Source organism: Actinomadura sp. 7K534 (genome assembly GCF_004348575.1).
GTDB classification, from domain to species: domain Bacteria; phylum Actinomycetota; class Actinomycetes; order Streptosporangiales; family Streptosporangiaceae; genus Spirillospora; species Spirillospora livida.
In genome coordinates, this window is the sequence record NZ_SMKB01000212.1 from 1 (window position 1) to 12,357 (window position 12,357).

The 12,357-nt window shown below is 72.1% G+C and carries 12 protein-coding genes; 7 read left to right on the plus strand and 5 right to left on the minus strand.

The annotated features are described in order from the left end of the window. Positions 1-233: acyl-CoA dehydrogenase family protein (locus E1266_RS29305; protein ID WP_207945980.1), on the minus strand; the 233-nt coding region annotated here is incomplete at its 3' end. Positions 234-380: 147 nt separating this feature from the next. Here E1266_RS29305 and E1266_RS29310 point away from each other — a divergent pair. The 5 genes from E1266_RS29310 (at position 381) to E1266_RS29330 (ending at position 4,563) form a co-directional block, all read left to right on the plus strand. Next, positions 381-1,217 carry a hypothetical protein gene (locus E1266_RS29310; RefSeq protein ID WP_132052506.1) on the plus strand — a complete coding sequence of 279 codons (837 nt, stop codon included), beginning with the start codon at positions 381-383 and terminating at the stop codon, positions 1,215-1,217. Positions 1,218-1,326: 109 nt separating this feature from the next. Continuing rightward, on the plus strand, positions 1,327-2,112 hold the full coding sequence (locus tag E1266_RS29315; protein ID WP_132052508.1) for an enoyl-CoA hydratase/isomerase family protein: 786 nt from the start codon (positions 1,327-1,329) through the stop codon (positions 2,110-2,112). After that, positions 2,109-2,528 carry a MaoC family dehydratase gene (locus tag E1266_RS29320; RefSeq protein WP_132052510.1) on the plus strand — a complete coding sequence of 140 codons (420 nt, stop codon included), beginning with the start codon at positions 2,109-2,111 and terminating at the stop codon, positions 2,526-2,528. The genes E1266_RS29315 and E1266_RS29320 overlap by 4 nt, the downstream gene beginning before the upstream one ends. 100 nt (positions 2,529-2,628) lie before the next feature. Beyond that, a complete protein-coding gene (locus tag E1266_RS29325; protein ID WP_243719026.1) occupies positions 2,629-3,996 on the plus strand; it encodes an alpha/beta hydrolase domain-containing protein in 1,368 nt (455 codons plus the stop codon). Positions 3,997-4,101: 105 nt separating this feature from the next. Continuing rightward, a complete protein-coding gene (locus E1266_RS29330) occupies positions 4,102-4,563 on the plus strand; it encodes a MarR family transcriptional regulator (protein WP_132052512.1) in 462 nt (153 codons plus the stop codon). A 147-nt stretch (positions 4,564-4,710) separates the two neighbouring features. Here E1266_RS29330 and E1266_RS29335 read toward each other — a convergent pair whose 3' ends face one another. Then, positions 4,711-5,706 (minus strand): adenylate/guanylate cyclase domain-containing protein, encoded by a 996-nt coding sequence (locus E1266_RS29335; RefSeq protein ID WP_132052514.1) that lies wholly within the window; start codon positions 5,704-5,706, stop codon positions 4,711-4,713. Positions 5,707-5,796: 90 nt separating this feature from the next. On the opposite strand from E1266_RS29335, the gene E1266_RS29340 reads away from it, so the two are divergent. Further along, a complete protein-coding gene (locus E1266_RS29340) occupies positions 5,797-6,561 on the plus strand; it encodes a MerR family transcriptional regulator (RefSeq protein WP_132052516.1) in 765 nt (254 codons plus the stop codon). On the opposite strand, the gene E1266_RS29345 is transcribed toward E1266_RS29340, so the two are convergent. The 3 genes from E1266_RS29345 to E1266_RS29355 form a co-directional block, all read right to left on the minus strand. Beyond that, positions 6,550-8,154 carry a sigma-70 family RNA polymerase sigma factor gene (locus E1266_RS29345; RefSeq protein ID WP_132052518.1) on the minus strand — a complete coding sequence of 535 codons (1,605 nt, stop codon included), beginning with the start codon at positions 8,152-8,154 and terminating at the stop codon, positions 6,550-6,552. The two genes, E1266_RS29340 and E1266_RS29345, sit on opposite strands and share 12 nt — an antisense overlap. Before the next feature lie 236 nt (positions 8,155-8,390). Further along, positions 8,391-10,013: a long-chain fatty acid--CoA ligase gene (locus E1266_RS29350; protein WP_132052520.1), complete on the minus strand. Its 1,623-nt coding sequence runs from the start codon at positions 10,011-10,013 to the stop codon at positions 8,391-8,393. A 420-nt stretch (positions 10,014-10,433) separates the two neighbouring features. After that, positions 10,434-10,925 (minus strand): SigE family RNA polymerase sigma factor, encoded by a 492-nt coding sequence (locus E1266_RS29355; RefSeq protein ID WP_243719028.1) that lies wholly within the window; start codon positions 10,923-10,925, stop codon positions 10,434-10,436. A 293-nt stretch (positions 10,926-11,218) separates the two neighbouring features. On the opposite strand from E1266_RS29355, the gene E1266_RS29360 reads away from it, so the two are divergent. Further along, on the plus strand, positions 11,219-12,357 hold a 1,139-nt coding region (locus tag E1266_RS29360; protein WP_207945981.1), incomplete at its 3' end, for a hypothetical protein.

The following is a 12,357-nucleotide window of genomic DNA, read 5'->3' on the forward strand; positions in this document are numbered from 1 at the left end:
GGCTTGGCGGTGAGGCCCGCCAGCGCCCGGCCGAGGTCGATGAGCGCGTCGTTGGCCAGCAGGCCGAGCAGCCCGGCCTCGCCGAGCGCCGTCCAGGCGTCGGCGGCGAACAGTCCCTCGCGGTCGAGCGCCAGCGCGCGGTCCGCGGGGAGCTCCCGGGCGAGCAGCGCGCCCACCATGTCGCGCAGGTCGCCGCGTTCCGGGCCCTCCTCGAACGGTGTACTGCCGAGCACGCTCCCCCCTCCCCGCATGGCTATAAATCTGATGTATCGCAAACGCGGTGTCAAGCGCCCGCGACCAGGCTCATGGCCATTGACACTATCTCATGACAGCAGACTACCTTTATGTCTGATGTATTCGCGCCAGCGAGAGGGGGCCGCGTGTCGGCTGAGGTCACGGTCGTCGACGGTCCCGCCATGCCGTGGGTGAGCGGCCGGGAGGTGTACGACTCGATGGAGCCGGCGTTCCGGGAGAACCTCGGCGACCCGGACCGCGTCGGCGACCTCCTGTCGAAGTACTGGATCCGGGCCCTCTGGAACGACCCGGCGACGTCCCGCCGCATCGACCACGTCCGGACCGACCCCGGCTACCGCGACCTGTCCGAGGCGTACCACGACAGCGTGGAGGAGGCCCTGTTCCTCGGCGGGCGCGCGACGCTCACCGCCGAGGGCGACTTCCAGGCGGGCGACTACTTCTGGCGCCCACCGGGCTGGGTGCACTCTGCCTCGTCCGACGAGGGCTTCGAGTGCGTCCTGATGATGGAGGGCGAGTCGGCGCCCGACGGGAGCGGCCGCGTCTCCCGCGTGGTGCGCCCCGACGAGGAGGCGGGACGCCACGCCCGCCCCGGCGCGTCCGACCCGATCGGCCCGCGCGGCTACGTCCGCCGCAAGGAGGGCCGGTTCATGGTGTGGCGCGACCACGACGACACCGCGACCCGGCTCGCCGGGCCCGGCGTCCCCGGCCTGCGGTCCAAGGTGCTGAGCAGCAACGCGGCCGCGCCCGGCGTCTCGGTGCTCGTCGACCTGCCCGCCGGATGGGCGCGGCCCGTCCCGGCCGCGCACCACAAGCGCTTCCTGGTCCTGACGGAGGGCACGGTCACCGTCGACGGCGCCGCCCTGGAACCCTGCTCGCTCATCCACATCCCCGCCGGGCTCGACGGCCCCTCGATCACGGCCGACGACGGCGCACGGCTCCTGGTCAAGGTGAGCGCCGCATGAGGAGGCCCGCACAAGCGGCCGCCGTGATCGGGATGCGGAGTCCCGATCCCGGCGGCATCCGGCAACGCACCGACACAGAACGCACCGACACAGAAGGAGCCGCACGCTCATGACCAGGGTCGATACGAAGGTGACCGGTTCGGTCATGACCATCACGCTCAACAGCCCCGAGCAGATGAACAGCCTGTCCCCGGAGACCCTCGACGGCCTGAACGCCGCCCTCGACGCCGCCGAGCGCGACGACTCGCTGTCCTCCCTGGTGATCACCGGGACGGGCCGGGCGTTCTGCGTCGGAATGGACATCGGCTTCCTCGGCGACTGCTTCGCCGACCCGTCCGGGGTGTTCCTGCCGTTCATCCGCCGGCTGCACGCGTTCCTCGACCGGCTGGAGGCGTTCCCGCTGCCCAGCGTCGCCGCGATCAACGGGCTGACCCGCGCGGGCGGCTTCGAGCTGCTGCTGGCCTGCGACTTCGTCATCGCCGCCTACGACGCCAAGGTCGGCGACACGCACAGCGACTTCGGGGTCGTGCCCGGCGCGGGCGCGTCCCAGCGCGCCCCGCGCAAGCTCGGCGACCAGCGCGCCCGCGCGCTGCTCCTCGCCGGCCAATGGCTGACCGGCCCCGAGATGGTCGACTGGGGCCTCGCGCTGTCCAGCGTCCCGGCGGCGGAGCTGGCGGACGAGGTCACCCGCCTCACCGACAGGCTCGGCGACCGCTCCCGCGCGGTGACCGCGTTCATCAAGCAGCTGATCAACGCGGCCCCGGACGTGACGCTGGAGGACGGCCTGCGCCTCGAACGCGAGCTGTTCACCCGCTTCCACGAGGAGGTCGCCGACGCCGACGAGGGGTACCGGGCCTACGTGGAGAAGCGCCGTCCCGTCTGGAACGGCCGATGACGGCCGCGACGTCCGGCGAGACGTCGAGCACCCCGCCGGTGGAGGTCACCCAGCCCCTGATCGACGGTCTCGTCGGCCTCGGCGGCTACACCCACCCGCTGTTCAACCCCGGCCCCCGCGAGTGGGCCGAGGGCGCCCGCGCGCCGCTGCCGGGGCAGGGCGTCCTGCTGCTGATGGGCGGGCTGGTCGAGCAGTCGGGGCTGCTCGACCACGCCATCGCGCTGATCGAACTGCGCGAGGTGCGCTTCCGGAAGATGGTCAAGGCGGGCACGACGCTGCACGTCGAGCTGACCCCGGGCGAGTCCAGTGAGACGGGGAGTGGCAAGATCATCCAGCACTACCGCTGGGTGGCGGTGGACGGCGCGGGCGACCACGTCGTCGAGGCCACCGCCCTCATGCTCATGCGCCCGTCCTGACGCGGCGGCACGGCGGCCCGCCGGTGATTTCGCCGATGCGGCCACCCGGGAGCGCGGGAACCATGGGCTGATTCCGTCACCTGCCCGTGGAGGGGACGCCGTGCAGTTCTCACCGCTCACCCGGCTGCTGGCCGCATCGCTGCTCTCGGCATCGATGGCGGCGGCCGGGCTCGTCATCGCATCGGCTCCCGCCCATGCGCGAGGCGTGCCCGGCACCGTCGTGGAGGGTCCGATTCCAGGTGCGCCACCCGGGGACCCGTCGTCTCCGGACGTCGCCGACACCTATCCGTGGATGGCCACGAACGTCGACCTGGCCTCGCTCGGGTACGTGGAACAGGAGTTCTTCGTCTCCGGCGAGGCCACCGCGTACAGCGCCACCGGCGAGGAGCTCGCGACCGGCGTCCCGTACAAGACCCGCGTCATCGTGCGGAAACCCGCCAGGCCCCACCGGTACAACGGCACGGTCATCGCCGAATGGCAGAACGTCACGGCCGGATACGACCTCGACGCCCTGTGGAGCACGGCCCAGATCACCCGCGCCGGGTACGCCTGGGCGGGCATCTCCGCGCAGCGGGTCGGAGTGGAGCACCTGACCGAGTGGAGCCCCGCCCGCTACGGCGACCTGGACGTCACCGGAGGCGGCCGGTTCACCGGGGACGAGCTGTCCTACGACATCTACGCGCAGGTCGCCGAGACCCTGCGCACGTCCTCGCCGCTACGCGGACTCAGGACCGGCACGGTGCTGGGCGTGGGCGCCTCGCAGTCGGCGTTCCGGATGACCACCTACTACGACGCCGTCCTTCCGCAGAGCGAGAAGGTCTTCGACGGCTACGCCTTCATCGTCGGCCCCGCCCCGGCGCGGCGCGGTCCCGAGCCGGTGTTCAACGTGCTGTCGGAGACCGACGTCCGCTCGCCCGTCCGGCCGCCGGACACCGACACGTTCCGCCGGTGGGAGGTCGCCGGAAGCGCGCACTCCGGCTGGCACGGCCAGGAGTACCGCCGCCCGATCCTGACCCGCGACCTGGGCGAGGCGCCCACGTACCAGTGCGACGCGCCCCCGTTCAGCCGCGTCCCCCTGCACCACGTGATCGCCACGTCCTACGACCACCTCGTCCGGTGGACGAAGGGACGCACACCGCCGTCCGCGCCACCGCTCCAGTTCAACCCGGACGGCAGCAAGGCCCGCGACGCGCTGGGCCTGGCCAAGGGCGGCATCAGGCTCTCCCAGGTGGAGGCGCCCACGGCGCTCAACACGGGCGACAACTCCGGCGAGACCTTCTGCTTCCTCTTCGGCACCCACGCACCGTTCGACGAGGCCCGGCTGGACGCGCTCTACCCGTCCCGCGGCCGCTACGTCGCGGCCGTCGTGCAGAGCGACGCCCGCAACCTGAGGGAGGGCTACCTGCTCCCGGCGGACGCCCGCCAGAACCGCGCCGACGCGATCCACTCGGACGTCGGACGGGACTGACCTCCAGGGCGGTGCTCCCCACCTCCAGGGCAGTGCTCCCCGCCCGCCCGGGGAGCACTGCCCGCGTTCCCGCCGCCCCGATTCCGGCGAACGTAGGATGGAGGGATGACCGAGGCGGCCGACGACGATCTCCTGACGCTGGACGCGCAGGTCTGCTTCGCCCTGCACGCGGCCTCCCGGGCATTCGACGCGCTCTACCGGAGAGAGCTGCGGGACCTCGGGCTCACCTATCCGCAGTACCTGACGATGATGGTCCTCTGGGAGACCGGCGACCTCACCGTCAAGCAGCTCGGTGAGCGCCTGCGCCTGGACTCCGGGACGCTCTCCCCGCTCATCAAGCGCCTGGAGAACGCCGGCCTGGTGGAACGCCGCCGCGGCCGCGAGGACGAACGCTCGGTGTCGGTCCACCTGACCCCCGAGGGCACGGCCCTCCGCGACCGCGCCGCGGGCGTCCCCCGCCGCATGCTCGACTCAACGGGCCTGTCCCCCGAAGAACTGACGACCCTGCACGGCACCCTGCGGGCGCTGACCCGAAACCTGGACTCCACCACGACCCCCGCCGCCTGATCCGCACGCAAGTCTCAGCCCGCACGCGAGCCTCAACCCCGCACGCGAGCGCGTTACCTGACGGTGAGGCGACGCCGAAGGCGAGCCTCACCGGAAGATCGCGAAGCGATGCCGCGCTCGCACAAGGCCAGGTCACGGAGCGAGCCGCTAGGCGAGCGCAGTGGGCCTGGACTTCAAACGATACGGGCGGACGCGGCCCAGGCCCTGGAGCGGGCGGGGGCGGAGGGCGGAGATGTCGTAGACGCCTTTGGGGAGGGCCGTCGCGAGGCCGTTGTCGATGAGGACCGTGCCCGGGTGCGCGGTGGCCGTGAGGCGGGCGGCGAGGTTGACCGGGGTGCCGAACACGTCGCCCAGGCGCTGGATGACCTCCCCGTAGGCGAGGCCGACGCGGACCTTGGGGAAGTCGGGGTCCGCGTCGAAGCGTTCCGCGATGCGCAGGCCGATGTCGGCGGCGGCGCGGGGCTCGGACGTGACGAACAGGACCTCGTCGCCGAGGGTCTTGACGACCCGGCCGCCGAGTTGAGCGATGATCTCGGCGGTGCCGGCCTCGAAGCGCTCCACGAAGGCGGCGAGGGCCCCGCTGTCGAGGCGGCGGCTCAGCCGGGTGAAGGAGACCACGTCGGCGAACCCGACCGCCAGGTTCGCGATCCCGGCGGCGGGATCGGCCTGCGCGGCGGCGGTCGTCGCGGCGGCGCGCATGCCCGCGGCGGTGAGCTGGCGGCGCCAGCCGTGCAGGAGGAGCCGCTCGAAGGCCGGGCGCAGGTCCTCGGTGGCGGCGAGGGCGGCGGTGACGAGGTCGGCCGCGGCCGGCTCGTCGGACGGCAGCTCGCCGAGGCGCTGCAGCCAGACGTCGCCGAGCCAGCTCGCGAGGCGGCCCATCGTCTGCCCGACGGCGCGGGCGAGCTGGAGGACCATGTCCTCGTCGACGAGGTCGGTGCCGAGGAGTTCTTTGATCTCCTGGAGGGCGGCGACGTCGCCGTCGGTGAACGCGACCTCGTCGTCGGGCGGGGTGGGGAAGCCGAGGGCCTGCCAGATGCTGCGGGCGTACTCGTCGGAGACGCCGGAGAGGCTCTCGACCTCTTTGCGCGTGTAGCGCAGGGGGCCGCCGAGGAGGGTCTCCTCGATGTCGTCCGGCTCCCCCATGACGCCATCCCCTATGTGCCATTGACTGATGTAACAATAGTGCCGGAGTAAGATCACGGCGGTCAAGGTGAGACGAGTCGCAGGCGGGGCATGGCGGAGTACCGAATCGACGAGCTGGCGCGGCTGGCCGGGAGCACCGTCCGCAACATCCGCGCCTACCAGGACCGCGGGCTGCTGCCGCCGCCCCGGCTCGAAGGCCGGGTGGGCCTCTACGACGACTCGCACCTGGCGCGGCTCCGGCTGCTCGGCAAGCTGCTCGCCCGCGGCTACACGTTCGCGATCATCAAGGACCTGCTGACGGCGTGGGAGACCGGCAAGGACGTCGGGGAGGTCCTCGGGCTGGAGAAGGTCCTCACCGACCCGTGGTCGGACGAGATCCCCGGCACCACCACCTTCGAGGAGCTGGTCGAGAGTTTCGGCGCCGGGCTGGACGAGCGCGAGGTCGCCCGGATGCGGGACCGGACCGTGGAACTCGGGCTCATCGAGCCGGACGGCGACAAGTACCGGGTGCCGAGCCCGCGGCTGCTGCACGTGGGCGCCGAGCTCGTCGCCGCCGGGATCCCGCTGGACTCCGTCCTCGACATAGCCGAGCAGATCCGCGACGACTGCGACGTGATCGCGGGCCGGTTCGTGAACCTCGTCGAGGAGCACGTGTTCGACCGGCTGGAGGGGCAGCCCGTCCCGGACGGCGCGGAGGTCACCGAGGTCGCCGCGGTGGTCCGCCGCATGCGGCCGCTGGTGAAGATGGTGGTCGAGCCGTTCATCGCGCGCGCGATGGAGACCCGCGTCCAGGCGGCGCTCGGCGAGCACCTCGAAATGGTCCGGGACCACCTCGGCGAGCCGTCACAGGAGTGAGACGCCCCAGACGACCTTCACCTGGTGCGTCGCGCCCTCGGAGTCGGTGAAGGTCAGGGTGCCCTGGCCCGGCAGCCCGACGATGAACGTCTTCAACCGGACCGTCACCTGGCTCGTGCCGCCCTCGTCGATGCCGCCCTGCATCTCGGACAGGACGAGCTGGCTGGTCGACGTCATCGCCGTCCACGTCACCGGGCCGCTCTCCGCCGCGAGGCTGACGCTCGCGGACTTGGTGCCGTAGAGCTCGACCTTGGCGGGGTTCACGACGAGGGCGCCGGGCTGCGCGGGCGGCGGGGACGAGGGCGGCGGCTGCGCCGGGTCCGCCGACTCCTGCGGGGTCTTCTCCTCCGTCTGCGGGTGCACGGGCGGCGGCGCGGAGCGGCCGGGTCCGCCCGCACTGGGCGCCCGGGACGGCTCCGTGTCGGTGCTCGACCCGTTCGGCGGCGGCTGGTGCGTGATGGACGGCTGCGGCTCCGACCGGAACGGCGGCCACGACAGCGGGGCGCCGCCGATGCCGGGCCCCATGACGAACGCGGCGACCAGCGCGGCGACCAGCGCGCCCGCCATGCCGCCGCCGGTGAAGAGCCACCGGCGGGTGAACGGCGACGGCACGTCCGGCTGGCTCGGCAGCCCGGCCGGGGTGAGGGTGCCGCCGCGGGCGGCGATGTCGGCCCGGTAGCCGGCGAGCTCGGGGTCGGTCGCGGTGTGCATGACGCGGTGCCGCAGCGCGGCCGGCAGCACCGGGGCGGGCGCCCGCCCGAACAGCGCGGCGCCGGTCACCCGGCCGCGGCGGCGGCAGTGGGCGCAGCCGGCGGCGTGCCGCGCGGTCTCCGGGTCGGCGGGCGGGACCGGGGGACGCCGGCGGAGGACCCGGCTGAGCCTCCCACCGGCAGGACGCGCGGCGGGCTCCGGCTGAGCGGACGGGGTGCCGGTCTCGTCCGGTTCGTCCAGAGTGGCACCGGCCAGGGCGGCCACCGCGCCGGGCTCCGCCGCCAAGGCGCAGGCGCGGTTGGCGCGGTCGATCTCCTTCTGGAGCGCCGCCGCGAGCTCGGCGCGTCCGGTGCGGACCCGCAGCGCGGCCCGCCGCGAGGACAGCCCGAGCGCCGCGCCCAGCCGCCCGGGACGCAGCCCGTGCCGGAACGCCAGGAGCAGCACCTCCTGATCGCCCGGCTCCAGCTGGGCGAGGGCGCCGCGGAACAGTCCGTGCAGTTCGTCGGACGACGGCCACTCCGGGACGGGGTCGTCCGGTTCGGCACGGTCCAGGAAAGGGATGTCGGAGAACTCGGACTCCCGATCCCAGAACAGGACCTTCGCCCGGCCGCGGCGGATGCAGCGGCGGCGGGCCGCCCCGTAAAGCCACGAGCTCAGATGCAGGTGGTCGCGCATCCGCGGGGCGCGGCGGCCGGCGTCGATGAACGTGTCGTGGACGATGTCGGCGGCGACTTTCGCGTCGCCCGTCATCGACAGGGCGTAGTCGTAAAGGGGCTCACCGTACTCGTCGTAGAGCGTGGCGAACGCCGTTTCGTCGCCTTCGTTCAGCCCCTTGACCAGTGAGCGGTCGGGGGCGTGCACGGTGGGGGACAACCTGGGCATTCACGCTCCCGGCAGCGGCATGAGGGGTCCGTCCCCATGGGAGTCGTCCGGACAATCAGCCCACCTTGCATACACCCGTGAACCCCATCCGCACCACATGGTCTGCCGAAATCACCATTATAGTGACCCGGGGTGAGATGCCGTTTCTCTCCGTGATCACGGTATCAATGACTCGGCGTCAGAATCGAGTCAGCGTCCCGATCCGGCCGGGCCCGGCCGGATCGGGACACCGCCGATCACTCGGCGCGCCGCACCTCCAGCTCGCCGTCCGCATAACGGCGCCGCAGCACCTTCTTGTCGAACTTGCCGACGCTCGTCTTCGGGACTTCGGCGATGAACGCCCAGCGCTCGGGGAGCTGCCATTTCGCGATCCGGCCGGCCAGGAACTCCCGCAGCTGCTCCGGTGAGACCGACGCGCCGTCCCGCACCACGACGGACGCGAGCGGCCGCTCCTGCCAGCGGTCGTCGGGCACGCCGACCACGGCCGCCTCGACGATGTCCGGGTGGGCCATCAGGTGGTTCTCCAGCTCCACCGACGAGATCCACTCGCCGCCCGACTTGATGACGTCCTTCGCCCGGTCGGTGAGCGTCAGGAAACCGCCGGGCGACAGCGTCCCGACGTCACCGGTGCGCAGCCAGCCGTCGTGGAACTTCCCGGGGTCCTCGTCCAGGTGGTACGACGCGGTGATCCACGGCCCGCGGATCTCGACCTCCCCCACGGCCTCGCCGTCGTTGGCCAGGACGACGTCGCCGTCGCCCACGATCCGCATCTCCAGCCCCGCCAGGACGCGGCCCTGGCTGATCCGCGCCTGCCACGCCTCGTCCCCGGCCGCCTTGGCCGGCGGGTGCGCGACCGTCGCGACCGGCGACGTCTCCGTCATCCCCCACGCCTGGACGATCCGGACACCGATCTCGTCGAACCCGCGCATCAGCGCCTCCGGCACCGCCGACCCGCCGCACGGCACCAGCCGCAGCGAGCTGAGGTCGGACCCGTGCTCCTTCGTGTACCGCAGGACGTCCGCCCAGATCGTCGGCACCGCCCCGGCGATCGTCGGACGCTCGGTCTCGATGAGCCGGACCAGCGGCTCGGCCTGCAGGAACCGGTCCGGCATGACCAGCGCCGCACCCGCCATGACCGCCGCGTAAGGCAGCCCCCAGGCGTTCGCATGGAACATCGGCACCACCGGCAGGACGCTGTCGGACGCGCCCAGCCCCATCGCGTTGCCGGTGCACGTCGCCATCGAATGCAGGTACGCCGAGCGGTGCGAGTACACGACGCCCTTCGGATTCCCCGTCGTGCCGCTCGTGTAGCACATCGCGGCGGCGGACCGCTCGTCCAGCTCGGGCCAATCGAACGTCGCGGGCGCCGCCGCGAGCAGTTCCTCGTAGCTGTGCAGCTCCTTGCCGGCACCGTCCAGCGGCGCGGTGTCGCCCGCCCCGACCACGACCACATGCCGGACCGTCTTCAACTGCGACAGCACCGGCGCGAGCAGCGGGATGAGCGACCCGTCCACGATGACGACCTGGTCCTCGGCGTGGTTCGCGATGTACACGAGCTGGTCGGGGAACAGCCGCAGGTTGAGGGTGTGGAGAACGGCGCCCATGGACGGGACCGCCAGGTACGCCTCAAGATGCTCGGCGTTGTTCCACATGAACGTGGCCACACGCTGGTCGCCGTCTATGCCGAGCCCGCGCAACGCCCCCGCGAGCCGCGCCGCGCGCTCACCGACCTCGGCGTAGGTACGGCGCCGCGCCCCGTCCCCCGTCCAGGTGGACACCTCGACGTCCCCGAAGACGTCCGCGCCGTAGCGCATGATCGTCCTGATGGTGAGCGGGAAATCCTGCATGGTGCTCCACATGAGGCCCCTCCGTGTTTATTTGCATTGCCCTTGGCGTCGGGCCTTGGGGGCCCTCCTTCGGCGGGCAATGCGTGCGATCGCTGCATCGCTCCGGCTCGCCTAGGGGCTCGCTGCGCGATCAGGTTTCTTGCTTCGCTCGAAACCTGCCTTCGGACGCGATCGCGACGGTTCTGGTTGTTGCGGGGTTGCGGTGGGGGCCGGTGTCGCTGCGCACGCGGGTTCCGTCGGCGCTCGAACGCCGCCATCGTCACGGAACGCGTCGGCAACCTTGCCCTCCGAACTGCTACGCGATGAGATCCCGCACAAGTCAGAAGGTAGCCTCCGAAAGCGCCCAGGACCAGATGACCGCAGGCTCTGGCAATGGCGGACGGCCGTGCGTCTGACCATGCGGTCACCGTAGGTGCTCAATCGGTGACGTGATTACCGGAGGCCCTCTTCGTCGCGGAGTTTGGCCACGGCTCGGGAGACCGTGGATTTCACCGTTCCTACGCTGACTCCCAGGAAATCGGCGATCTCCTGTTCGGACATGTCCTCGTAGTAGCGGAGCATGACGGTGACGCGTTGGCGTTCGGGCAGGCGGCGGAGTGCGCGGCCCAGCGCGTCGCGCATCTCCGAGCGGCGTGCGTGGTCGTCGGCGACGGGGCGGTCGGGCAGCCGGTCGGTCGGGTAGACGTCCAGTTTCCGGCGCCGCCACCAGGAGATCTGCGTGTTGACCATGGCGCGGCGGACGTAGCCGTCCACGGCGGAGCGGTCCTGGATCCGGTCCCAGGCCAGGTACGTCTTGGCCAAGGCCGCCTGCAGGAGATCCTCGGCCTCGGCGCGATCGCTCGTCAGCTGGGTCGCGGCCCGCAGCAGCACGGCCCCGCGCTCCGCCACGTACGAGCGGAACTCCTCGTGCCGCGTACCGTTCAATTCACCACCGGACCAGGGGTTGTGGAGCCGCCCCGGCCGGGCCTTTCCCCGGCCCCGGCCGTGCGCACTCCCGGTATGGCTGACGATCGCACGTAGATCGTAATTACGGTCCCACATAAAAGATATATCCGGGTCAACCGGAGCATAATCTTCACCCCAGGTAGATCAAAGGTCTTCCCCCGGCTGACTTATCGCGACAAATCCGTCGACAAGCGCTGTCACCGCACGTGACCCTTGACGCACCGTCTCACTGACGGTGACCCGCAGTAATGATCGAACACCGGAGCTTCGCGATGTCGCCACCCCACCACCGAGGAGCGAGCCGCCGCCGGCGCCGCGCGGCCGTCCTCCCGGCGTCCTCGCGCGACCCGGAGCGGGCGGCACCCCCGCTGACCGTGATCACGGGCACCGTCCTGGACGCGAGCCCGCATCTGCTGATCCTGTCGGCGTCGCGCCCGGACCGCCCGGCACCGGGGGAGATCGAGATACGGCTGGCGATGGGCGACGGGACGACCGTCTGGCACGGCGGGCGCGGGGGCCTCGCCGCGCTGCGGCCCGGGCGGAACGTGGTCGTCCGGTTGGGGGAGGCCGGGCTCAGTGCCGACCGTATCTGGGTCGACATCGGCCGGGTCACCGGCACGATCGCGGCGTGCAGGGGGACCACCGTAGAGGTGGACATGGGTCCGCACCGGGGGCGGACCCATGTGGTGATCCCCCCGCACGCCTTCGAGCGGGTGCTCGTCCGGCATCCGCGGCTGGAGCCCGGGTACCTGATCGACCTGGTCTGCGTGCGGTCTCCGGACGGTCTGCAGGCCGTGCGTCCGGGCACGTCGCAGCCCGGGTACCGGCCCGATGATCTCGCCCCGCCCGATGTCACCGCGCCCGTCCCGGACGTGCTGCGCGGGACGGCGACGTGGTTCGCGGGCGCGGGCGGTGGGACGCCGGACGGGGCGGCCTACCCGGCGGTCGATTCCGAGGGAGACGCCGGGGGGTGCGCGGACGCCCCGTCCGGCTGCGTCCCGTTCCCATACCTGTCGCTCGGCAGCGAGATCACCGTCCGCAACGAGTGCACCGGCCGCGCGGCCTCCCTGCCGGTGGTGGAGTGCGGCTGCGTGGCCGCCCGCTACTGCGACCGCTGCGTGGAGTGCGACACCTCCCCTCGCGGAAGGATCGTAGAACTGACACCCGCCGCGTTCGTAAGCCTCGGCGGCGACCTGGACACAGGCTGCTTCAACGCCACACTCCGAACAAGCACCCCCCTCACAGCGCCGATGGACCCAATGCTGCGCAGCGCAGTGCCGGCGAGCGCAATGTCGCGGCACGCAGCACCGGGCAGCACAGCCCCAGGCCGCGCAGGGCCGGGCGGCGCGGTGCCGGGCGGCGCGGTGCCGGGCGGCGCGGTGCCGGGCGGCGCAGTCTCAGGGGGCGGGGT